Here is a 24,397-nt window from a genome sequence, read left to right as displayed (position 1 = left end):
AGATCGGTACTCGTCACGTTACATATGATTGCAAGAAGAAAAACATCAGAAGAAAGTGCCCGCCCCGAAAGGAGCAGGACCGAGAGAGATAGATGAACAGGAAATAGCTAGTCCCGTAGCTCAGTTGGTTAGAGCACTACACTGATAATGTAGGGGTCAGCAGTTCAAATCTGCTCGGGACTACGAAAAGTTAAGGGGAATTAGCTCAGCTGGCTAGAGCACCTGCCTTGCACGCAGGGGGTCAACGGTTCGAATCCGTTATTCTCCACATCTCCGGGAGGAACATCGACAGATGCTCCGAAGAAACAAACCGGAAAAAGAGTTCTTTGACATATTGAAAGAGAAAAAAAATTACAAGAGAAGACAACAGTATAGAGACAATACGTGTATGTGTTTGATGTAGAGAGGAGACCCTCGGTGAATGCCGAACGAATCTCTGCGTAGCATATGGGTATATATATCAAAAGCAGCCGCATAGTAGCAAAAGGCTATGCCGGTGAAGAAAGTAAATAAGGGCACACGGGGGATGCCTAGGCTCTCAGAGGCGAAGAAGGACGTGATAAGCTGCGATAAGCTACGGGGATTGGCAAATGCGAACCGATCCGTAGATTTCCGAATGGGGCAACCTGACTATTTGAAGAATAGTCGTATAAAACGCGAACGCGCTGAACTGAAACATCTAAGTAGGCGTAGGAGAAGAAAATAACAATGATTTCCCAAGTAGTGGCGAGCGAACGGGAAAGAGCCCAAACCGTTTATGTTACGGCATAGACGGGGTTGTAGGACCACGACATTGTACAGCGCTATGAACTGGAAGCAGGTGGGAAACTGCGCGACAAGGGTGAGAGCCCCGTACAGGTAAAGAATGTTGACATAGTGGTATCCTGAGTACCGCGGGACCGGAGAAATCCTGTGGGAATCCACCAGCACCATCTGGTAAGGCTAAATACTCCTGAGAGACCGATAGTGAACCAGTACCGTGAGGGAAAGGTGAAAAGAACCCCGAACAGGGGAGTGAAAAGAACCTGAAACCGTGTGCTTACAAGCGGTTGGAGCAGGCAGGTCCTGTGACAGCGTGCCTTTTGCATAATGAGCCTACGAGTTACTCTTGTCTGGCAAGGTTAAGTCCTTCAGGGACGCAGCCGAAGCGAAAGCGAGTCTTAATAGGGCGCATAGTCAGATGAGGTAGACGCGAAACCTTGTGATCTACCCTTGGGCAGGTTGAAGTTGCAGTAACATGTAATGGAGGACCGAACCGATAAACGTTGAAAAGTTTCCGGATGACCTGAGGGTAGGGGTGAAAGGCCAATCAAACTGGGAAATAGCTCGTACTCCCCGAAATGTTTTTAGGAACAGCGTCGGCGTAGAGTTTGATAGAGGTAGAGCTACCGATTGGGTGCGGGGGAGTCAAATCCTACCAAATCCAGACGAACTCCGAATGCTATCAAATATAGCCGGCAGTGAGGCTTTGGGTGCTAAGGTCCAAGGCCGAGAGGGAAAGAACCCAGACCATCAGCTAAGGTCCCCAAATTCGTTCTAAGTTGAACTAACGAGGTCCGGTTGCCCAGACAGCTAGGATGTTGGCTTGGAAGCAGCCATTCATTTAAAGAGTGCGTAACAGCTCACTAGTCGAGCGGCCGGGCGTGGATAATAAACGGGCATCAAGAACGGTACCGAAGCTATGGATTTGCATTGAAAGATATGCATCTGGTAGGGGAGCATTCCATCGCCGGGGAAGCACAGTGGTAATGCTGTGTGGAGGTTATGGAAAAGCAAATGTAGGCATAAGTAACGATAAGGCGGGTGAGAAACCCGCCCACCGAAAGACCAAGGTTTCCTGATCAACGTTAATCGGATCAGGGTCAGTCGGGACCTAAGGCGCACCCGAAGGGGGCAAGCCGATGGACAACTGGTTAATATTCCAGTACTCTTCATAACTGCGATGTGGTGACGGAGTAGTGACACTGCCGCGAACTGACGGAATAGTTCGTTGAAAGGCGTAGGTATTGGAGTTGTAGGCAAATCCGCAACTCTAGCTGAAACCCAATAGTACAGCAAAGCTCCGGTGGCGCTGATAGAGTAGGTAAACAGACTTCCAAGAAAACCCGCTAAGCTTCAGGTTATGAAGACCCGTACCGCAAACCGACACAGGTGGTCGAGGAGAGAATCCTAAGGTGCTCGAGTGAGTCATGGCTAAGGAACTCGGCAAAATGGCCCTGTAACTTCGGGAGAAGGGGCGCTGTCTCTGAGAGGAGCAGCCGCAGTGAAAAGGCCCAGGCGACTGTTTAACAAAAACATATGGCTTTGCAAAATCGCAAGATGAAGTATAAGGCCTGACACCTGCCCGGTGCTGGAAGGTTAAGAGGGGATGTCATCGCAAGAGAAGCATTGAATCGAAGCCCCAGTAAACGGCGGCCGTAACTATAACGGTCCTAAGGTAGCGAAATTCCTTGTCGGGTAAGTTCCGACCTGCACGAATGGTGTAACGATCTGGGCGCTGTCTCAGCCATGAGCTCGGTGAAATTGTGGTATCGGTGAAGACGCCGATTACCCGCAACGGGACGGAAAGACCCCATGCACCTTCACTATAGCTTAACATTGAGATTGGGTACAGGATGTGTAGGATAGGCGGGAGATGTTGAAGTGGCTTCGCCAGGAGTCATGGAATCAACCTTGAAATACCGCCCTTTCTGTATTCGGTTTCTAACTCGGTATTTCCGAGGACATTGTTTGGTGGGTAGTTTGACTGGGGTGGTCGCCTCCAAAAAGGTAACGGAGGCTTTCAAAGGTAAGCTCAGTACGCTTGGTAACCGTACGCGGAGTGCAATGGCATAAGCTTGCTTGACTGTGAGACCGACAAGTCGAACAGGGTCGAAAGACGGACATAGTGATCCGGTGGTTCTGTATGGAAGGGCCATCGCTCAAAGGATAAAAGGTACGCTGGGGATAACAGGCTGATCTCCCCCAAGAGCTCATATCGACGGGGAGGTTTGGCACCTCGATGTCGGCTCGTCACATCCTGGGGCTGGAGAAGGTCCCAAGGGTTGGGCTGTTCGCCCATTAAAGTGGCACGCGAGCTGGGTTCAGAACGTCGCGAGACAGTTCGGTCCCTATCTGTTGTGGGCGTTGGAAGTTTGAGTGGATCTGACCTTAGTACGAGAGGACCGGGTTGGACAGACCTCTGGTGAACCTGTTATGCCGCCAGGTGTACGGCAGGGTAGCTACGTCTGGAATAGATAAGCGCTGAAAGCATCTAAGTGCGAAACTAGCCACGAGATGAGACTTCCTTATAGGGTCGTAGAAGATGACTACGTTGATAGGCCATAGGTGTAAAGGTTGAGAGACCAAAGCCAAGTGGTACTAATAGCCCGAAGCTTTCTCAAGCAGACAGACACTGTTGTCTTCCTCTTTAATTTTTGAAACAAACAGAAACGAACCTCTCTCAATACATATGTCATTTGGCATGAATCACATGATAAGAATATCATAGATCATCCAATAAAGATTTTTAGGTGCCTATATCGGCGGTGTCTACCTCTTCCCATTCCGAACAGAGCAGTCAAGCCCGCCAGAGCCGATGGTATTGCCGTAACAGGTGGGAGAGTAGGTCGGTGCCTTTTTTTACACGGAAGCCCTTGCTGGAAACAGTCAAGGGCTTCTTGCGTTTAGATACCTGCCTGTACTTCCCTGTACAAGCTATTGCATATCTGCCGTACCCCCCGACCGGCGCTGTTCCGCAGCAGTGTGACGCATCGTTATAGTCAGCATTTATTGTAAATCAAATATTCGGCGGTCACTACACAAGCTACTTGTAATCACTAGCAGCATGTCCTGTCTCAGCTATTACCCCAATGGTTTACGGATGTGAGAAAGTCTCGGTTTTTGGATATATCATTCGTATTTCTATTAGATAGGATTGAAAACTTTTTAACACCATAATTTTCGCTGTTGCCGATTTTATGTTGTAAGATTGCTACACCTTTGCCTGTAAAGGATGAATATATCGGCAGGAGCTTTGAGTTTGGTGTTTGAAACTATTGTGGGATATTTTATATGTATGAAGATTGGGATTAAAGGAGCATATAGAAATTATAATCCGTTCTATTTGAGATATTGAAACGACTCACATGTTGTATAATAGTGAAATATCAATTATTATATATTGGAAAGTGGAAAGTCGGGCACAGTAAGGAGGTATCTGTATTGCCAACGGTCTATATGGAATACAAATACCTGATGTTCTTGGCTATTACACTATACCCTGGAAGAATAGCTGCATTGCTTTAATCTTCTTCTGTATAAAAGTCGATCAACGAGGAAATATAAGGGTCTTCCCATCCATCCGAGATATTTTCAAAGTCTTCATCCGGTATATTTGTCTGCCTAATTTCCAAGGATGTCCCTTTTTTATGTTCATGCAGCTTTAATGTAACAATCGAAGGGTTGTCTGTTTCACCGAAGTACCATTCTTGCACAATTTTTGTCGAAGGTTCCAGTTCCAAGAATCGGCCAGTTATAGCACCATCCCATAAGGAGAATTCTCCGTTGATAGTAGCGTCTATGGACACTAGGTCTCCTGTCCAAAGACGAGCGGTAATTTCGGTCGTTAATGCAAGATACAGCTCCTCTGGAGTTGCAGGAATAATAGCATATTTCTTGAATTCTTTCATGATGCAAAGTTACTCTTTCTTGTAATTTACCACTTATTTTGACTTCATTTTTATTTATCTTAATTTTATCGCAAACTATTAGGACAACATGAGTAATTTTCTGCCAAATTCTTTAGTGAAAAAGTTAGGAGTGAATCCATTATTTGATACTGATGCATTTATTAAGATACATGAAGAAGGTATTCGGGCGACGGCAATACGCCTAAACCCTAATAAATTAGAAGATTGTCCGTTTCCTAATGCAGAACAAGTTCCTTGGTGTCATGTGGCTTATTATCTTCAGGATCGTCCAGTGTTTACGTTAGATCCTTTATTTCATGCTGGAGCATACTATCCACAAGATGCTTCTTCCATGTTCATAGATCATATTATTCGAAGTTTGAAGTTAAATGAAAGGAGTGTTCGGGCGTTGGACTTATGCGCCGCTCCAGGAGGAAAGTCTACTTTATTAAACAGTAGTTTGCATCCGGAATCGCTCTTGGTTGCAAATGAAATTATTAAAACTAGGGTTACCGTCCTGCAAGATAACTTAATGAAATGGGGAAATGCTAACACAGTAACGACAAATAATGATCCTGCAGCGTTTAATCGCCTTCCAGGATACTTCGATTTGATGCTTGTTGATGCCCCATGTTCTGGATCTGGAATGTTTAGAAAAGATACCGATGCCATCGATGAATGGTCCGAAGCTAATGTTAAGCTTTGTAGCGAAAGACAACAGCGAATTTTGGCTGAAAGCTTGGCGACTTTAAATAAGGGCGGATATTTGTTCTATTCAACGTGTTCTTATTCTCCGGAAGAAAATGAAGATATTGTCGATTGGTTACTGGATAGCGGTGATTTCGAATCTATTGAAATAGCTATTGAAGAGCATTGGGGAATTGATCATACAAGTTCTAATAAGCATCGTGCACACGGTTATCGATTTTACCCGCATAAATTAGGTGGAGAGGGCTTTTTTATTGCTGTCCTTAAGAAGATTGGCGAACAGGAAACGCTCAATAGAAAGCGAATTAAACCCGAAAAATCAGATGTACCTAGAGGAATTCTAGATAATTGGATTTTGGATAGTGCCAGTTTTCATACTTTTCTTCATCATGAGGATGTATATATTTTTCCAAAAATGTATGAACATGATCTAAAGTATCTCCAAAATGTACTTTATCTTAAGAACGCGGGAACTAATGTTGGGAAACTTAACAGAAAGGAGCTAATACCAAGCCATGCGCTGGCTTTGAGCATTCATTTGACCAAAGACTTCCAATTGGTGGAATTGTCGCTTGAGGATGCCCGCAATTATCTTAGAAAGGAAAATATAGCTGTGGATACGATTGGCGAAAATATTCAAGGATGGGCCATAGCAAGTTTTCAAGGTAAACCTTTGGGCTGGATGAAGGTATTGACCAACCGAATAAACAACTATTATCCAAAGGAATTGAGGATTGCAAATTTATAAGAGCTGGAGACATTGTACTCCAAGGGGAGTATATATAAAATTTGCTTAGGATAGGCTCACGATAATTGAGCAGATATCTTTAGCAACTTCTTCTTTCGATTTTAGGCTAAACTCACGGGTATTTCCAGACCGATCGATTATAGTGACTTTATTCGTATCCGTGGCAAAGCCGGCACCTTTATCTTGCATGGAATTGAGCACAATAAAATCCAGGTTTTTTCGAACCAATTTGTCTTTTGCATTTTCGAGTTCATTATTGGTTTCCAATGCAAACCCAACGAGTAACTGGTTTTCTTTCTTTTTGGCACCTAAAGTAGCTAGAATATCGGCGGTTTTCGTCAGCTCGATAGCGAATTCGTTTTCTTTCTTTTTTATTTTTTGGGTAGCGACTTCAACTGGAGTGTAGTCTGCCACAGCAGCGCTCATCACAACAATATCTGCTGCTTCAAAATATTCTTCGCAGGCGCTCAGCATCTCAGCTGCCGAGGTAACTGAAATCGTATAGACGCGCTCGGGTAATTTCAGGGCAGTCGGTCCCGATACTAGCGTGACATCTGCGCCAAGTTCTTCAAGTTCTTTGGCGATGGCATAGCCCATTTTTCCACTTGAATGATTGCCAATGAAGCGGACTGGGTCTATAGCTTCATAAGTAGGGCCAGCTGATACTAATGCTTTCTTTCCTGCTAAGGGCAGTCCTCGCTCCGAAAATTTAATTAAGAAATCCATTATTTCTTCCGGCTCCGCCAAACGCCCCTCACCAACTAGACCACTTGCCAGTTCCCCTTTTCCCGGGGGAATGAGGATATTGCCATAAGAACTAAGCTTATTAATATTGGACTGTGTTGAAGGGTGTTTCCACATATCTAAATCCATTGCTGGAGCGAATAGTACTGGACATTTTGCTGATAGATACACGGCTGTTAAGAGGTTATCGCAAATCCCATTGGCCATTTTGGCCAAGGTATTTGCCGTTGCTGGTGCGGCTAAAATATAATCTGCATTTAAAGCAATTTCGACATGATTGTTCCATTCCCCGGTATTCGGCTGATAATAATCTATTAAAACGGGGGTTTTGGAAAGTGTGGAAAGCGTAAGCGGGGTAATAAAGGCTGTCGCTTCTTTTGACATGACTACGTTAACTTTGGCTTCCGCTTTTACCAAAAGGCGGATAAGGGATGCAATCTTGTATGCGGCAATACTGCCGCATACAGCAATTACAATATTTTTCCCAGCTAAAGCCATTGTTTAAGTATTAGTCCTGCTCTTTTGAAGGATTTCTGTAGTACACTTTATCGTGTAAAAATTCATCAATAGCAACCAAAGTAGGCTTTGGCATACGCTCGTAATGTTTTGAAATCTCTATTTGTTCACGGTTTTCGAATACCTCTTCCAAGTTATCGTTGTTGCTCGCGAATTCAGCAAGTTTTCCATTCAATTCTTCTTTAATATCTACTGCAATTTGGTTCGCGCGTTTAGAAATAACTACAATAGATTCATAGAGATTGTCAGTGCCTTTGTCCAATTGTCTCAAGTCACGTGTGACTGTAGAGTTTGGAACTGAATTGTTATTTTTTTGACTCATCTTTTTGGGTATTTTCTTTTTCTTTTTTCGCCTTTTGTTCTTTAATATACACTTCCTGCTCCGCAACGGCCTTATTATAATCCTTCACTTGAGAGAGGGCGGTTTTAATCCCTTTTTCAGAATTCTCACGAAGAGATTCTGCCTCTTTCATATGTTTGCTATTCGGAAAATTACTTGCGAAGCTACGGTAATAATCCAAGGCATCATCAAATCTGCTTTCTTGTTTCAGGAAGAAACTTTTTGACGCATAGATGTATTGTGCTTTTAAGGTTAAAAACTCAATCTCTTCTGCGTATTTTGTATCAGGGTATTCTTTTAATACATTCTGTAATGCGATGACAGCTGCCCTATAATCATCCGTAAGACCCATATCATAATACAGTCTTGCATTAGCAAATGCTTTAAGCTCAAGTTTATCTCTTAATTTCTGAATAAGATCTGCGGCTTCTTTGGACCGTTCCGATTCGGGATAGAGATTGACGAAGAGCTGTAAAGCATCAATTGCCTTTCTTGTATTTGCTTGATCTAACGTCGATCTCGGAGAATCTAAATAATAACAATAGGCATGCATAAAACGACATTCCTCTGCTCTTGCACTATTTGGATAAACATCCGCAAAATCTTTAAAGTGAAATGCTGCAGATGTATAATCTTTCAGACGGTAGTTGGCAAATGCCAAATAATAGTAAATATTTTCTGCTTCAGCTTGTCCACGGAATTTGGTCCGCAAGTCATCAAACAAAACTAACGCCTTTGTATATTTCTTTTTCTCATAAAGTTTTACGGCCTCTTCGTACTTTTGAGCGATGTTATTGCTTGCGCGCAATTTCTCAAATTTACTTTTACAGCCAGTAAATACCAATAGAAACATCATGCCGGCACAGATAGCCGCTATACGCCTATTTAAAAACATTTTACAAAGATAAGTGAATTTGTTATACTAATCAATTAAATTTTACTGCGCAATATAGTTTAATAATTATTTGATCGCAAAAACAACATTTCTTATTAACATTCTTTAACTCGATTGTAGTTTGGAAGAGGGTATATTGTCATATACTTGTTGTTTTTCCAATGGTAGCGAAGCCTAAAAATACACATTTTAAAATATTTGATTATCTTTACATATTACAATCATTGAATAGCATTAAGAGTATGACTTTAAAAGAAAAAGTTGAGCAAGCATTAGATACCTTGAGACCATATTTGGAGACTGATGGCGGAAATGTGAGTGTTGAAGAGATTACAGCGGATAATGTCGTGCGTTTAAAATTATTGGGAGCATGTGCTTCATGTTCAATGAGCATTATGACCTTTAAAGCTGGTTTAGAGCAGGCAATTAAGAAAGCTGTTCCTGAAATTACAGCAGTAGAGGCTATTAATTTAACAGATCCAGATTCCCCAGAAGCAACTTTACCCTCTGTTAATTAGTTTTTCTATTAACACAATTTAACGGCTAGTTCGGCTACTTTTGTTTAAATTTGTTCTATGAAGTTGCTGGTTTCTATATTATTTGCTGTATTTATACTTTTTTGTTCCGCTGCATTACAAGCGCAGGAAAGGAAAATTATTCAATATTCCGGTATCGTAACAACGGTTGGGTCTGGACTTCCTGTAGGTTATGCGACTGTCACTAATTTATCTTTCCGAAATGAAGCATTTGCTGCAAATAACGAGGGCTATTTCTCTTTTGTGGCACATGTAGGCGATACAATTCGTTTTACCTCTGTCGGTTTTGATCCTTTAGTTGTCACTATTCCTGAGGTTTCTGGAGATAAATATACCGCAAATATCATTATGCAAAATCTAGTGACGGAACTTCCGATGGTAACGCCCTATCCTTGGGCAAGTATAGAAGAGTTTAACATTGCATTTATGAATCTAGACGTTTCCGAAGATAACATCGTTAGAGTAAGAAGATCCTTGTCGTATGAGTCCTTGTCTGCAATGGCAGCTGTAATACCACGTGACGGAAATGAAATGCGTTCAATTAATAATGCGCAGAGCTTTAATACCATGAATAATAAAGTCATCAACCAACGTTATGCTAATCCATTGTTAAATCCTTTTGCATGGGGCAGTTTAATCCAACAGATTACAAAAGGAAGTCAAAGCCGAAAAAGTTCAAGTTATTAATCAGTCGATTTCAGTTTATTGAGTTCTCTCACACTTAATTTAGCGGAGAAATAGGAAACTAGACCAGAGATGCCAATGACTGTTATGAATACTAAAATGTAATCACTCCACTTACTTACCATAGGGTAGCTGTCAATAATGGTATTCGTTCCATCTTCTACACGAATGATTCCATAGACTGACTGAATATAGTTGAATATGCCGCCTATCAATAGACCTAATACACAACCGATAATAGCGATCATAAGACCTTCATAAAAGAAGATACGTTGAATTAGATTATCAGCCCCACCCAAACCTTTCAGGATCGTCATATCCTTTTGTTTGTCCAGTACAAGCATGGTTAAGGAACCTACAATATTAAAGATTGCAATCACACTGATTAAGGTCAGGATAAAGAAGACGACCCAGCGTTCAACACGTACATTTTTATATAAGGTGGGGTTTTGTTTTTCTCTATTCTTTACAATATAATCTGGTCCTATTTTCTTTTGTAATGTCTGCCCAAATAAGTTGACATCTATACCATCTTTTAGGTAAAATTCGATCGATGAAACGCGGTCATATTCTCCGAGAACCTCTTTAGCAAATGAAATCGGTGTAATTATCAAATTGTCAAAATCTTGTTGATAGCGCATTACCCCTACAGGAGTTATGGATCGGATGTTGAACTCTTCAGCAGGATTGGAGGAATTTTTTACCCCTTTTCTCGGTGAATACACTTGAATTTGTCCCGAAGAGTTCTGCATAGGAATCGCCAGATTTGCCTGTACGCTAGCCCCTAGAATTGCGAGGTTAGTCGAGTCATGAGTAAGTTTGTATTGGCCATCTACGAGGATACTGTCTCCGGTCTTCTTACTTAGCGATTGAGGTTCGACACCTTTTATATTTGCAATAAATTGTCTATTTGAATATTGTAACAATACCTTCTCTTGTAGAACCTCCGTATAATGAACCACATTAGAATCTTTTCGTAATTCGCTGAAGATAGCCTGTTTGCTATCAAAAAGTTTGCCTTTCTTGGGTTCAATCTTCAGCTCAGGAGCAAACTTACTGTACATGGATAGTATCAGCTGTTCCATTCCATTGAATGATGATAACAAAATGATTAATGCGGCACTACTTACCATTACGCCAATCACACTAATTGAAGAGATGATATTAATGGCATTAACTGATTTCTTAGAAAACAGATATCTTTTTGCAAATAGAAATGGCAGGTTCATGACTTTTATCCTTGGATAAATGGATTAGAATTTTTTTCGAAGCCAATCGTAGTCGATGGGCCATGCCCCGGATAGACGATCGTGTCGTCGGGCAAGGTATAAAGTTTTGTTTTTATGCTATCCAAAAGCTGCTGGTGATTTCCCCCAGGAAGATCAGTACGGCCAATGCTATTGCGAAATAGAACATCTCCTCCGATCAAGAATTTTTGATCAGCTGAATATAAGCAAATATGTGCAGGGGAATGTCCAGGCGCAAGAATGACCGTTAGCTCATCATCATCTAAATGAATGGTATCATCCTCATTTAGAAATGTTTCCCCAATTGGGGAAATGTCATATCGGATGCCCATTTGAGGAGCATAATTCTGAACCGCTACTAAAATTGGTACCTCACCTTCGTGAAACTGCGGAAGCAAGCCAAATTTTTCATGGACAAAACTATTCCCCAATACATGGTCAATATGACAGTGTGTATTTAATAGGAGTGTCGGCTTGAGTTTATTGTTTGCGATGAAAGCTAGGAGTTCTTGCTGATCTTGCTCGCCGTACATCCCAGGATCAATGATAATGGCATTTCCTGACTCGTTATAAAGTAGATAAGTATTCTCCTGATAGGGATTGAAAGTGAATGTTTTGATCGTAAGCATAGTGGTAAAATTACAGTTTTTATTGATTTCTTACTATTGAAAGGTCAACTATTCCAGATTTCCCAGTTTTTTTCTGCTTGTAGAACCAACATTTCATACCCGTTTTTGATTCTGGCACCTTTTTCTTTGCTTTTTCGAAGAAACGTTGTTTCCTCTGGGTTGTATATGAGATCATAACAGAGGTGATTCTCAGTTAAGAATTCGTAAGGAATTTTCGGATATTCTGCTGTATTGGGAAATGTACCAACCGGTGAACAGTTGATAATCAAAGTATGGTCAGCTAGGATAGCACGATCAATTTCATCATAAGTGAGCTGGCCTGCCTGTTTGGTTCTGCTTACTAAAGTATGTGTTATTCCAAGTTGATTCAGGGCATAAATGACAGCTTTTGCAGCGCCCCCATTACCTAAAATCAAAGCCTTCTTATCCGCTTGGGGATTTAATAGCGGCTTTAGCGATGCCTCAAAACCATAGGCATCTGTATTGTAGCCTTTAAGATGTGTTATGCCATCTGATGTATGGCTGATTCGAATACAGTTTACAGCTTGTATTGCATGAGCTTCTTCCGAGAGCTCATCCAAATAATCCATAACTCTATCTTATAGGGAATGGTCACATTGACACCGTAAAAGTCTTTATTGGAAGCAATTATTGTAAAATCGGCTATTTGAGCAAGTGGATATAAATCATAATCCACATCGGTAATACCCTCTTGATGAAATTTTTCTAGATAATATTTTTTGAAAAAGAATGCCCTAACGGGTATCCTATTAAGCCTAATTTTTTCATTTGAATTGCGAAAAGTACGTTGTGGAACAGGAATATATTTCAATTTAATATCCGGTCATTGCTATGCAATGACCGGATATGAGCCTCTTACATGTTAATCTTTCGGCTTTGTATATTTTTTTACAATTTCAGTAATAATCTGATTCCCTTGTAGCTGTGGAAGGTAATCAAAAAGAATATGATGCTTATCGGGATTCGTCGCCAGACCAAGCTCTAAAAAGTTCAGCGCTTCATTGTATTGTCCATTGGCAAATAGATAAGCAACCACACGATAGTATAGCTCTGCAGCATCTGGATTTTGTGTGATGGCATCGGATATTACATCAATGGCTTCTTCAATTTTACTTTGTTCAAATAGAATGGAGGAATAATCGAGCCACGCATCTATATCTGTTGGGTTCAAAGCGACTACCTTTTTATAGGCTTCTTCTGCAAGATCTATTTGTTGTAGTTTGTATCGGGCATCGGCAATCGCAAACCAGTAATCGGGGTTTGTATCTTCCAGCTCCAATGCTTTTTTATAGAAATGAAGAGATTCAAAATAACGCTCTTCGAAATCTAAGGTGACCCCAATACCGAACCAGGCATCAGCAAGCTCCGCATCTAATTTGACTGCCTTTTTATAATAATTGCGGGCTTCCTCCATCTGCTCAAGTTTCTCATAACATTCGCCAATCGCACAATAGGTGTCAGCACTTGGTTGCTCATATTCAAATGTTTGTTTGTATACGTCCAATGCTTCCTGATAGCGATCTAGATTAACAAGAGCGTTCCCCTTATTGAAATAAGCTGAAGAAAAGTCTTCTTTAATTAATATAGCATAGTCGTATGCGTCTAAAGCTTCCTCAAACCGACTGATTTTATGGAAAGAATTTCCCAAATTGTACCAAGCATAGTAGGAGTATGGATCTGAATCAATGTATTTTTTATAAAAGGAGATACTTTCCTCTTGTCTATCCAATACATCATAACAGTAGGCCAATTCATAGAGTGCTTCTTGGTAATCCATGTTGAGCTCAAGGGCTTTCTTTAGATAAATTATAGCCTTGTCATAATTCATTTGCGCTTGAAAGATCATCGCAATATGGAAATAGACCTCATCTTTATTATCTAATAGCGGAAGTGCTTTGAAGAGCTGTTCCAAAGCATTATCAAACTGGCCGATACTGCCTAATATGCCGCCGCGGATCAAGAAAATGTCTCCTTCTGAAGCTTCCAATAATTCCGCTTTATCAAGCGCTGCAAGTGCATTCTGATATTGTTGAATCGTTGAAAACAGTTGTGCCTGTTTCAATAGGAAGGTAATATCAAAAGGGTGTTGGCTGATCGCATATTCGGTAACCTGTAGGGCCTTAACAGGGTCATTTTTTTCAGTGTAGTAATCAATAATTCCTTCAAAAGCCTTGGAGTCAAAAAAATACTGATCCTCGTTTCGAAGCATTTCCTCATATCTGTCCACCGAGATTTTTCTTTCTTCGGGGTTTTCAAATTCAAAATCCTCTTCCATTCTCAAAAGTTTAAAACCAGTATTCTGTTCTTTAATTCAAAATACTAATTTCTTATCTAATTTGTTCGAACTAATTTTCCACAAATCGGATATCCTCCACAAAGTTAAGGATAAATACGGGTAAAATAAAAAAGCCGGCTTTAAAGCCGGCTTCTAATATAATGGTATAAGTTATATACGATTATTTTTTGATCTCAACACGACGGTTTTGAACACGACCTTCTTCAGTAGCATTAGATGCAACTGGGTTTTTCTCTCCGTAACCGTTAGCAGTGATGCTTGATGAAGAAACACCAGCGTTTACTAAATATTGTTTTACAGAGTTCGCACGGTCTTTAGATAAAGTCAAGTTATAAGCTTCAGAACCTTCAGCAGAAGCATAACCATCTAATTGTACAGATGAATTGTTATCACGTAACTCTTTAGCCAATTTGTCTAATGTAGAGTAAGATGAAGTTTTCAATACTGAGCTATCAAATTCGAATTGAATTGGAGCGTAGTAACCGTTAGAAGTAACGTTGTTAGCAACTGGCTCTGGGAATTTGATTGGACATCCTGAACCATCTACTGGAGTACCAGCTGGAGTACCAGGACATTTGTCAAATTTATCAGATACACCATCACCATCAGCGTCAGCGCTTAATGTGTTAACAGTACCTTCTAAAGTGCTTACACGTTGTTTCAACGCTTCAACTTCGTTTCTCAATGAAGGATCTTTCAACTCATCATACAATGTAGCAACTGGGTTAGCAAAAGTCAAGTTTTGTTTGTCTTTCGAACCTAAAGTGAATTCTAAACCAGCCATCACTGTAGAGAATTTACCTTTGTAATCTGTACGAGCGGGACCATATAATAAGTTATCATCAGTAAAGTTCATTGTATAACCTAAATTCAAGGCAACAACTTCTGATAATTTGAATTTAGCACCAACACCTACAGGAACGAAAGCCGTTAATTTGTTATCACGGTCACCTTTGAATTCACGGTCACCGAAGATTTCAGATCCCCAATTACCTTTATTGTTATAAACCTCTGTTCCAGAAAAGTCTTCATTTCCAAATTGAACAGGATTATTAGCCAATACTCCTAAACCTACTTTAGCGTAGAAGTTAACCGCATTTTCTCTTCTTAAGAAATCAATAGTTCCTAATTGAAATACACCATTAATGCTAGCTGCCCAATTTACATCAGTTTGTGCAGATTTAGCAACACCATTACGATTAGTTCCAGAACCAGCTTCAAATCCGTCAAATCCGTCAAGAGCTTTGTTATAAGTTTTGATCTTACCACGGTTTGCTTCTAATTCTAAACCAAAAGTGTGAGAGAATTGTTTACGGATAGTTAATCCGTAGTATTCACCAACTTTGTTTTGGAAGTAACCTACTTTTTGTCCAAAAGCATTTGATCCAGGAAGAATTGTGTTTGGTGTAGTGATACCACCTTGAACTCCGATAGACCAAGTTCTGTATTGTGATCTACCACCGAATACTTGTTGAGCTTGTGCTGTACCAGCGAAACCTAAAGCGGCAACTAATGTAGCAGCAACTGCTGTTTTTTTAATTGTAGAATAGTTCATACTCTTGTTTTTAAGGTTATTATTAATTTTAATTGTTTTCAAATTTAATTATCGTATTAACACATGGAATAGTACAATTGCCGTGCCAAAGTCTTAAAGTTATGTTAAAATTTTGTTTTTGCTATATTTTGTACTAAATTAAGTATTTAATGTGAAACAACAAAACAAAAATCCGGTACGAAAGTACCAAATTTTTGTTTTGTTTCAATAGGTTTAAGAAAAAAATTAAGTATTTTTTTCTAAAGCAAATAATGTACGACCAATAACGACAACGCGCCCAACAAAGCTGAAACCGGAATGGTTAATATCCAAGCCCATAACAAGCTAATTGTTACCCCCCAACGTACTGCTGATACACGTTTGACAACACCAACACCGATGATTGCACCTGTAATGGTATGCGTAGTTGAGGCTGGTATCCCAAAATGTTCTGTGATACCCAAGGTGACAGCTCCTGCAGATTCAGCACAAACACCTTCCAAGGGTGTTACTTTTGTAATCTTGGTTCCCATCGTTTTAACAATTTTCCACCCACCGCTCATTGTTCCGGCAGCGATTGCTGCGTAACAAGTTAATGGAATCCATTCAGGCATGTGTTCAGTCGTTGGGACATAGCCACCAGCAACCATCGCTACAAGGATAATTCCCATGACTTTCTGCGCATCATTACCTCCATGTGCAAAGCTCAAGGCGGCAGAAGAAACAAGTTGCAATATCTTGAACCATTTTTCGGCAACACTTGGACGGGAGTTTTTTGCCAGGTTGATTACAATCAATGTGATGATAACCGATATCGTCATACCTATAATAGGGGCCAGTACGATAAATGCAATAATCTTTAAGGTTGCATCAATATTGATGGCGTGGATAGGATCTGCGCCAAGGATGAACGCGTAAGCCATTCCCGATCCTGCAAAACCTCCAATAAGCGTATGGGATGAACTGGATGGCACACCATAGTACCATGTAAATAAGTTCCAACCGATTGCTGCAAGTAACCCCGCAAAAATAACTTCTAAGGTAATGTATTCTTCCAATACTGTTTTTGCAATGGTATTGGCTACTTTATGATCTGTAAAGTAGAAGTAAGCTGCAAAGTTGAATATCGCAGCCCATAAAACGGCCATTGCTGGCGTTAAAACTTTTGTTGATACAACTGTCGCAATAGAATTGGCGGCATCATGGAATCCATTGATGTAGTCAAAAGCAATCGCAAGGACAATTACAACAACGAGTAATGTTGACATCATAATCTCGTAGAATTTTTGTGCACTTAAATCGAATGATTATGCGTTTTTAACCAGAATGCTTTCTAATACGTTAGCAACATCCTCACATTTATCGGTTGCATCTTCCATTGCAGATAACACTTCCTTGTGTTTAATTAATGAAATTGCATCTTTTTCAAATTCAAAAAGGTCAGCTACAGCTTTATCGAAAATATAATCCGCTTTGTTTTCTACGCTATTGATGCGAACACATGAATCCGTAATATTGCGGATATTTTTCAAATCTCTAAGCTCATGAATAGCTTTTGATACATGTTCTGTAGCTTCGACTAGTAAGTCAGCAATTTCAATCATTGGCTCGGTGGCCTTTTCAACCTTGTAAAGGTCCATTCTATTGGCGGCTCCATGGATAAAATCTGCGACATCGTCCAATGAGCTTGCCAAAGAGTGTATATCTTCGCGGTCAAAAGGAGTGATAAAGTTCTTTCCCAGCTCCAAATGAATTTGATGCGTGATGTTGTCGCCTCTATGTTCCAAATCTTCCACTTTGCGTGTTAATTCCTTTTTCTTTTCAGGGTTGCTTGAGTTAACAATATCTTTTAACAACTTTGACATCTCGATCAAGTTGTTGCCGGCTTGTTCAAACAAAGGGAAGAATTTTTTATCCTTTGGAACGAAGTATTGAAAAATGCTATTTAAAGACATATCTTAAATTTATTTTTGCAAAAATAATACCTTAATGTTAAGTTAATGTTAACATTGATTTTGTTTAAACACAAAAGTGTCATCAATTGTTTAATTACCGGACTGAACTTTTTGTAAAGTAAAGCCGAATGTTGTTCCAATGCCCTCTGTACTACGCACATTTACGTTTTGCTGATGTGCTTCGACAATGTGCTTTACGATAGCCAATCCTAATCCTGATCCTCCAATATCGCGTGATCGGCTCTTATCAGTTCGAAAAAAGCGCTCGAATACACGGCTCAGATTTTTTTCTTCGATGCCATAACCGTCGTCTGTAATTTCGATAAGAACCTGTTCAAACAGTGGGAAAATCTTAATTTTCGTTGTCCCGCCCTCTTTTCCATACTTTAGGGAATTATCTATCAGGTTGTATAATACCTGATGAATTTTATTTCGGTCAGCTTTAACCCAATGGGGTGTACCCACTTTGGGTTTGAATTCTATTTTGATATTGTGTTGTTTAGCTTTGTCTTCAAGAGAGTAGGTGGTGTCTTTAATGAGGTCGACGATATCGAATTTTTCTATATTCAGGACCATTTTTCCGGATTCTAGTTTGGATATTTCATCAAGATCCTGAATCAGGTAATTTAGCCGGTCTAGATTCCGGGCAGCCTTATCTAAGAAATTCTTGGCCATTTCCATGTCTTCTTCCATCAGGCCATCTTGCAGGGTCTCAATGTAACCTTGGGTGGCAAATAAAGGCGTCTTGAATTCATGAGAAATGTTGGATAAAAACTCTCTTCGGAATTTCTCCTGTGATTTTAACTGCTCTATCTCATTTTTTTTATCTTTTGCCCATGCTTTGACTTCGTTCTCAGCATCTGTGATAGGATCCTCACTGACATGTTCTCCGATAGCATCTTTAAGATCCTTACCGAGTTTAAGGTTATGAATTAATTTATACATCGTATTGAGTCTACGATATATATATTTTTCAAATAGATAGTTAAATAGAAGGAAACTCGTTACCACAGCAACAAAGAAAATGATCAGCGCTGTCTGTAGGTCATGTTTATAATAAAAGCTGATCGTAGATATTGCAATGCCGACAGCTGCGGAGTTTGCCAGTAGTAATTGTTTAAAGTTCATTTGCAGAATAAAAAAGGCCCCTGATTTGGAGCCTAAGTTACTTATAATGATATTAATAAATTGTTAAAATTTTCCGATAATCGTTTTTGCTCCAGTAACCTTGTCACCAATGTTAACATTGATTTCAGTGCCTAAAGGAAGAAATAAATCTACGCGGGAACCGAATTTGATAAAACCAAACTCATTGCCTTGCACGACTTCGTCTTTTTCTTTTACATACCATACAATGCGGCGCGCTAAGGCTCCTGCTATTTGGCGGAAAAGAACCTCCCGACCAGCCTTATCTTTGACAACGACTGTTGTTCTTTCGTTATCTGTAGATGATTTGGGGTGCCAAGCCACCAGAAACTTACCGGGATGGTATTTAAAGAACGTGACTAAACCACTGATTGGGTTTCTGTTGACATGCACATTGACAGGAGACATAAATATAGATACCTGTATACGCTTATCATGGAAATACTCATTTTCCTCAGTTTCTTCGATAACAACAACTTTTCCATCCGCTGGACAAAGAATCACGTCATCCTGCGGGTTGACCACTTTTTTGGGACTTCTGAAAAACTGGACAACTGTAATGAATAGGAATGCTGATAGCGCATAAATAAACCATTTGGCATATTGCGGAGCGTCATAATAATCCGCAACGGCATTGATAATGAAGATAAAAAGTACAGCGATCGCTAATGTGGTGTATCCTTCTTTATGAAATTTCATATCTATTTATTTCTGCAAAGATAATTATTTACTCGAATTGTCTATTTGTCTTTCGATTTTAATTGAATGGGTATAGATTTTTCCATCGTTACCCTGTGTGATCCCACCAGACACTCTGATGAGGTCGTCTTGAGGCTGGTTGTCTTTATACGTAGGGAAATAGAAGTCAATACTTCTAGCAATACGGCTCAAAATGCCATCGAAAGATTCGTTTCCGGAATCTGATGTTAACTTGAGACTTTTTAGATTAGCCATTCCGGTTTTCTTTACTTCCACGAGGTAAGAAAAATTAACCTGCTTGGTGATATCTAGTCCGGTTTTATTGAGATTGTCATTAAAACGTTTAGTTAAGAAAGCATAAAAATTGGAATAATCATCAAAGCTGCAAGACTTACCGTTAAATAGTTCCGCTCGTATAAAATAGTCATAAGGGAGGATGCTTAGCGACATGAAATCCTCATTATTTAGGTCGCCATTGTCGTCATATGTCATTGTGAGTACACCATTTGCAAAGCGTTGTGTCATAGCATAAACGGGTTGCTGACCCACATTGTAGAAATATGTATTCCAGTTTCCCTGTGGCCTGCCGCTTTTTACCTTTCCTTTGCGTAGATAGAAATCAAACCCAAATTCAGTAAATCCTTCAAACGGAATAGAAAATTCATAATTGCCTTCGCCATTTATTACTTCCTGTTTGCCCCTGTTGTCCCAGTAATCTTTTATAAAGTAGCCTTGTTCACTATAAGTTATGGTCAATAGTGGTTTTCCGTCCGGATAGTAATATTTCCAATCACCGATCGGATGGTTATTCTGGAAATTTACTTCCCATTTCAGCACTCCATTTGGATGGAAGGCTTGAAATACGCCTTCTTTTTTGCCATCTTTATAGGAGCCAATGAGTATTCTCGCTCCATTTGGCGCAAAATCGCGAAACTCTCCGTCAAAGACTTGCTTTGCAAAATCAAATTTGCTCACACGTTCAATCGTTTTAAACTCGCACTCTTTTGAAACCAAATAATAATATTTGTCAAAATAAAAACGAATCAATCCCTGGTCTAATTTTTCATAGAATACAGGTTTTTCATCCTGTGCATACAGGTTTGTAAAGCTGCACACAGACAATAATAATAAGATATGGATGAATTTTTTTATCATAACTTTAGTGTGCTTCTAGCCAATTTTTGCCTTCTCCAATTTCTACGATCAAAGGAACACTTGTTTTTATAGCATTGGACATTTTGTCCAAAATAATTTTTTTGAATACCTCGATCTCGTCTTTAGGTACGTCAAAAACCAATTCATCATGCACCTGCATGATCATTTTACCTGTTAAACCTCGCTGTTCAATTTCCTTCTGAATCGCGATCATGGCAAGTTTGATCAAATCTGCTGCCGATCCTTGGATCGGAGCATTAATTGCGTTTCTTTCAGCGAATCCGCGAACGGTCATGTTTGCAGAATTGATATCTCTCAAATAACGTCTTCGTTTTAAAATTGTTTCAACGTAACCCTTCTCTTTTGCAGACTCGACGGCATCACTCATGTATTTTTTTATTCCTGTATATTGGTTAAAATATTCATTGATGATATCGGATGCTTCTTTACGAGATATGCCAAGGTTTTGGGAAAGGCCGAAGGCCGACTGGCCATAGATAATGCCAAAGTTAACTGCTTTCGCGTTGCGACGTTGTTCAGAAGTAACGGCATCAAAATCCACATTATAGACTTTCGCGGCTGTTGCCCGGTGGATATCGTGACCTTGACTAAATGCTTCCATCATATTCTGATCTTTACTGAGTTCGGCAATCAGGCGGAGTTCAATCTGTGAATAATCGGCTGAGAGGATCACGTTGTTTTCAGATCTTGGGATAAAGGCTTTTCTGACTTCTCTTCCCCGTTCGGTACGGATCGGGATATTTTGCAAGTTCGGATTAGTTGAGCTCAGACGGCCTGTTGCGGCAACCGCTTGATTATATGACGTATGAATGAGCCCTGTTTCGGGGTTTATCAATTCAGGTAGCGCATCAACATAGGTAGATTTGAGTTTTTGCATCTGCCTAAAGTTCAAGATATCTTGGACGATATCTGATTTATGGGCCAATGCCAATAATACATCTTCACCTGTTTTATATTGTCCTGTTTTTGTTTTTTTAGCTTTAGGATCCAGTTGCAGTTTATCGAATAAGACTTCTCCCAATTGCTTAGGGGAGGCGATATTGAAATTTACGCCCGCTTTCTCAAAGATGGATTCCTCGAGATTTTTAATGTCCTGATCCAGTGTTTTTGAAAACTCTTCAAGTGCCGGAACATCTATTTTTACACCGTTTCGTTCAATTTCAGCGAGTATATAGACTAATGGGAATTCGACATCCTGAGCGAGCTGCATGGTGTTGGTCTCGACAAGAAGGGGTTGAAACACATTTTTTAGCTGTAGGGTAATGTCTGCATCTTCAGCAGCATATTCTTTTACTTTTTCGACTTCAACGTCGCGCATATTCCCTTGCTTCTTTCCCTTTTCACCGATAAGTTCGGTGATTGATACCGGGCTGTAATTCAGGTAATTTTCTGCAAGTACATCCATCCCGTGGCGGGTATCTGGATCAATTAGATAATGTGCAAGCATGGTGTCAAAAAGGGAACCTTGTACCTTTACACCATAGCGTGCTAATAACAAAATATCGTATTTGATGTTTTGTCCTATTTTCTCGATGTTTGGGTTTTCTAGAACTGGCTTGAAAATATCGACTATAGCTTGAGCACCCTCACGATCGGCAGGTGTTGGGACATAATACGCTTTAGCGTTTTCAAAAGAAAATGATAAGCCCACAATATCGGCAAGGTTTGCATCCAATCCTGTTGTTTCTGTGTCGAAACAAAAACTATCTAAAGACGCAAGCTGTTCGGCTAGCGCTACTTGTTTTTCCGCTGTGTCGGCCAAAACATACTCATGTGTTGTATTATGTATATTATTTATTGCGACATTTTCGACACTGATTTCAGTGACAATTTCGGTCGTGGTAATTGTCGTCGTTGTTGTCGAAAATAAATCCATTTGCCCATTTGTAGGAATGCTCTTGTCAAGTACGGAGAATTCATCGCCGAAAACTCGTTTTCCAAGTGTTCGGAATTCCAATTCTGCAAATAGTGGTTCAAGGATTTCTTTGTTTGGGTCTTCCAGTTCTAGCGATTTTTCATCAAGTTCAATGGGTACATCCAATAAAATAGTGGCTAATTTTTTGGAGATAAGCCCTTGTTCTGCAAAATTCTCCACGTTCTCGCGCATTTTTCCTTTAAGCTGATCCGCGTTAGCGATAATGCCTTCGACAGATCCGTATTCCTGAACAAGTTTTTTCGCTGTTTTTTCTCCAATTCCAGGTATACCAGGGATATTGTCCACGGCATCGCCCCAAAGACCAAGGATATCGATGACCTGGCAAACGTCAGAAATTTCCCATTTTTCAAGAATCTCTTTGACACCTTGTACTTCTGCTCCATTACCCATGCGTGCAGGTTTATAGATAAAGATATTTTCAGACACGAGTTGCCCGAAATCTTTATCCGGTGTCATGCAATAGACCTGAAAATCTTGCTTTTCAGCCTTTTTTGCCAGCGTACCGATAATATCGTCGGCCTCGTATCCATCCATGGTGATGATCGGAATATTGAAGCCCTCAATTAAGCGATTGATATAGGGGATAGAGGCCGCAAGGTCCTCTGGCATAGATTCGCGATGTGCTTTATAAGCTTCAAATTCAATATGTCGTGCGGTAGGTGCCGCCGTGTCGAACACTACTGCTATGTGGGAAGGTTGCTGATTTTTCAATACATCCAATAGGGTATTGGTAAATCCCATGATTGCTCCCGTATTTAACCCTGTTGAGGTAATTCGGGGAGTTTTGCTCAATGCAAAATAAGCTCTATATATAAGAGCCATTCCATCTAGAAGAAATAGTTTTTTCACAAAATTGAATTTTAGTCTCCTTACAAAGGTAAGAAATTCATCAAAGGGTAAGTTTAATAAATTTTTCCGATTTTTGTACTATGACACATTTAATGCAACAGGATTTATGAGAGGACTGGTAACTAAATCGACAGGGAGTTGGTATCAAGTTTTGGGCGAAGATGATAAAAGATACGATTGTCGTATTAAAGGAAAGTTTCGTACTAAAGGAATAAAAACGACTAATCCTGTTGCTGTGGGGGATTGGGTACATTTTGATGTGGAACCTGATCAGGAAAGTGCGGTCATTCACGAACTGGAACCTCGTCGAAATTATATCATTCGAAAATCCGTCAATTTGTCTAAGCAAACTCAAATTATCGGAGCAAACCTGGATCAAGCTTTTTTAGTGGTGACACTTGCCTCGCCGCCAACATCTTTAGGTTTTATCGATCGCTTTCTAGTAACAACGGAGGCTTACGGAATTCCTGCCGTAATTATTTTCAATAAATTGGATCTTTTTAGTGATGAGGGGTTGGAGATATTGGCAGACTATAAAGCTATTTATGAACATATTGGCTACCCCTGTTTCGAGGTTTCTGCGTTAACCGGTACCAATATCGACGTTGTCAAGCAACTGCTTAAAGATAAAATAACCTTGGTATCAGGTCATTCTGGGGTTGGCAAATCAACGTTGATCAATGCAATCGTTCCTGAATACGGGTTGAAAACTGGTGAAATCTCCGATTGGTCTGACAAAGGAAAGCATACAACTACTTTTGCTGAAATGTTTGATCTTCCTTTTGGAGGGAAGTTAATTGATACGCCTGGTATTCGTGAGTTGGGAATTGTCGATATAGAAAAACAGGAGCTATCCCATTTTTTTCCAGAGATGCGCGCGTTGATGAATCAATGTCGATTTCATAATTGCAGGCATATCAATGAACCCGGTTGTGTCATTATGGAAGCTGTGGAAGAAGGCGATATTGAGAGTTCCCGCTATGATAGCTACCTCAGTATATATCATAATGAAGATAGTAGATCTTAATCTTTATAAAAATATAGCGCCTTCCTACATCAGGAAGGCGC

19 protein-coding genes, 2 tRNA genes and 2 rRNA genes are annotated in these 24,397 nt (G+C 40.1%); 8 read left to right on the top strand and 15 right to left on the bottom strand.

Going from position 1 to position 24,397, the window contains the following annotated elements:
• Positions 1-109 precede the first annotated feature (109 nt).
• From DTA23_RS14610 to rrf, 4 genes are all read left to right on the top strand, one after another.
• Positions 110-183 (top strand) — tRNA-Ile (locus DTA23_RS14610).
• An 11-nt stretch (positions 184-194) separates the two neighbouring features.
• Positions 195-268: transfer RNA gene (locus tag DTA23_RS14605), tRNA-Ala, on the top strand.
• Positions 269-499: 231 nt separating this feature from the next.
• A 23S ribosomal RNA gene (locus DTA23_RS14600) occupies positions 500-3,383 on the top strand.
• 125 nt (positions 3,384-3,508) lie between these two features.
• Positions 3,509-3,620: ribosomal RNA gene (rrf, locus tag DTA23_RS14595) — 5S ribosomal RNA — on the top strand.
• Between the two features lie 663 nt (positions 3,621-4,283).
• Here the strand turns inward: rrf and DTA23_RS14590 are convergent.
• Entirely contained in the window at positions 4,284-4,670 is a 387-nt protein-coding gene (locus tag DTA23_RS14590) for an SRPBCC domain-containing protein (RefSeq protein ID WP_070560908.1), read from the bottom strand.
• A gap of 88 nt (positions 4,671-4,758) precedes the next feature.
• Here DTA23_RS14590 and DTA23_RS14585 point away from each other — a divergent pair, with 88 nt between their 5' ends.
• Positions 4,759-6,126 (top strand): methyltransferase RsmF C-terminal domain-like protein, encoded by a 1,368-nt coding sequence (locus DTA23_RS14585; RefSeq protein ID WP_112375123.1) that lies wholly within the window; start codon positions 4,759-4,761, stop codon positions 6,124-6,126.
• 45 nt (positions 6,127-6,171) lie between these two features.
• Here the strand turns inward: DTA23_RS14585 and coaBC are convergent, their stop codons facing one another.
• Genes coaBC through DTA23_RS14570 form a run of 3 tightly spaced genes read right to left on the bottom strand, consistent with a single transcriptional unit; the run spans position 6,172 to position 8,621 of the window.
• Entirely contained in the window at positions 6,172-7,368 is a 1,197-nt protein-coding gene (gene coaBC / locus DTA23_RS14580; RefSeq protein ID WP_112375122.1) for a bifunctional phosphopantothenoylcysteine decarboxylase/phosphopantothenate--cysteine ligase CoaBC, read from the bottom strand.
• A 10-nt stretch (positions 7,369-7,378) separates the two neighbouring features.
• Positions 7,379-7,708, bottom strand: a complete 330-nt coding sequence (locus DTA23_RS14575) for a DNA-directed RNA polymerase subunit omega (protein ID WP_046671627.1) — start codon at positions 7,706-7,708, stop codon at positions 7,379-7,381.
• Positions 7,692-8,621 (bottom strand): outer membrane protein assembly factor BamD, encoded by a 930-nt coding sequence (locus tag DTA23_RS14570; protein ID WP_112375121.1) that lies wholly within the window; start codon positions 8,619-8,621, stop codon positions 7,692-7,694. The genes DTA23_RS14575 and DTA23_RS14570 overlap by 17 nt, the downstream gene beginning before the upstream one ends.
• 242 nt (positions 8,622-8,863) lie before the next feature.
• Here DTA23_RS14570 and DTA23_RS14565 point away from each other — a divergent pair, with 242 nt between their 5' ends.
• Both DTA23_RS14565 and DTA23_RS14560 read left to right on the top strand, forming a co-directional pair.
• Complete coding sequence (locus tag DTA23_RS14565) at positions 8,864-9,139, top strand: NifU family protein (protein WP_046671629.1); 276 nt, start codon at positions 8,864-8,866, stop codon at positions 9,137-9,139.
• 57 nt (positions 9,140-9,196) lie between these two features.
• Positions 9,197-9,844 carry a carboxypeptidase regulatory-like domain-containing protein gene (locus tag DTA23_RS14560; RefSeq protein ID WP_070560915.1) on the top strand — a complete coding sequence of 216 codons (648 nt, stop codon included), beginning with the start codon at positions 9,197-9,199 and terminating at the stop codon, positions 9,842-9,844.
• Here the strand turns inward: DTA23_RS14560 and DTA23_RS14555 are convergent.
• From DTA23_RS14555 to polA, 11 genes are all read right to left on the bottom strand, one after another.
• Positions 9,841-11,070, bottom strand: coding sequence for an FtsX-like permease family protein (locus tag DTA23_RS14555; protein WP_112375120.1), 1,230 nt, complete (start codon positions 11,068-11,070; stop codon positions 9,841-9,843). The two genes, DTA23_RS14560 and DTA23_RS14555, sit on opposite strands and share 4 nt — an antisense overlap.
• 5 nt (positions 11,071-11,075) lie before the next feature.
• A complete protein-coding gene (locus DTA23_RS14550; RefSeq protein ID WP_070560919.1) occupies positions 11,076-11,717 on the bottom strand; it encodes an MBL fold metallo-hydrolase in 642 nt (213 codons plus the stop codon).
• Positions 11,718-11,761: 44 nt separating this feature from the next.
• Positions 11,762-12,307, bottom strand: a complete 546-nt coding sequence (locus DTA23_RS14545) for a shikimate dehydrogenase family protein (protein WP_370445107.1) — start codon at positions 12,305-12,307, stop codon at positions 11,762-11,764.
• 293 nt (positions 12,308-12,600) lie between these two features.
• The gene (locus DTA23_RS14540) at positions 12,601-14,013 is read right to left on the bottom strand and encodes a tetratricopeptide repeat protein (RefSeq protein WP_112375119.1); all 1,413 of its coding nucleotides are present in this window, start codon (positions 14,011-14,013) and stop codon (positions 12,601-12,603) included.
• Between the two features lie 181 nt (positions 14,014-14,194).
• Positions 14,195-15,589, bottom strand: a complete 1,395-nt coding sequence (locus DTA23_RS14535) for an OmpA family protein (protein ID WP_112375447.1) — start codon at positions 15,587-15,589, stop codon at positions 14,195-14,197.
• A 239-nt stretch (positions 15,590-15,828) separates the two neighbouring features.
• Positions 15,829-16,839 carry an inorganic phosphate transporter gene (locus tag DTA23_RS14530; protein WP_046671636.1) on the bottom strand — a complete coding sequence of 337 codons (1,011 nt, stop codon included), beginning with the start codon at positions 16,837-16,839 and terminating at the stop codon, positions 15,829-15,831.
• Positions 16,840-16,875: 36 nt separating this feature from the next.
• On the bottom strand, positions 16,876-17,523 hold the full coding sequence (locus tag DTA23_RS14525; protein ID WP_046671637.1) for a DUF47 domain-containing protein: 648 nt from the start codon (positions 17,521-17,523) through the stop codon (positions 16,876-16,878).
• Positions 17,524-17,613: 90 nt separating this feature from the next.
• Complete coding sequence (locus DTA23_RS14520) at positions 17,614-18,651, bottom strand: sensor histidine kinase (protein ID WP_070560922.1); 1,038 nt, start codon at positions 18,649-18,651, stop codon at positions 17,614-17,616.
• 63 nt (positions 18,652-18,714) lie between these two features.
• On the bottom strand, positions 18,715-19,368 hold the full coding sequence (locus tag DTA23_RS14515; protein ID WP_070560924.1) for a phosphatidylserine decarboxylase family protein: 654 nt from the start codon (positions 19,366-19,368) through the stop codon (positions 18,715-18,717).
• Positions 19,369-19,392: 24 nt separating this feature from the next.
• Complete coding sequence (locus tag DTA23_RS14510; RefSeq protein ID WP_070560926.1) at positions 19,393-20,523, bottom strand: toxin-antitoxin system YwqK family antitoxin; 1,131 nt, start codon at positions 20,521-20,523, stop codon at positions 19,393-19,395.
• A 4-nt stretch (positions 20,524-20,527) separates the two neighbouring features.
• The gene (gene polA, locus DTA23_RS14505) at positions 20,528-23,329 is read right to left on the bottom strand and encodes a DNA polymerase I (RefSeq protein ID WP_112375118.1); all 2,802 of its coding nucleotides are present in this window, start codon (positions 23,327-23,329) and stop codon (positions 20,528-20,530) included.
• 106 nt (positions 23,330-23,435) lie between these two features.
• Between polA and rsgA the strand changes: the two genes are divergently transcribed.
• The gene (gene rsgA / locus DTA23_RS14500; RefSeq protein WP_070560929.1) at positions 23,436-24,356 is read left to right on the top strand and encodes a ribosome small subunit-dependent GTPase A; all 921 of its coding nucleotides are present in this window, start codon (positions 23,436-23,438) and stop codon (positions 24,354-24,356) included.
• The last annotated feature ends 41 nt before the right edge of the window (positions 24,357-24,397 follow it).

It is taken from the genome of Sphingobacterium multivorum, assembly GCF_900457465.1.
GTDB classification, from domain to species: Bacteria; Bacteroidota; Bacteroidia; order Sphingobacteriales; family Sphingobacteriaceae; genus Sphingobacterium; species Sphingobacterium multivorum.
Note: the sequence above shows the minus strand (reverse complement) of the source record. Positions and strands in the feature narration are given on the sequence as shown.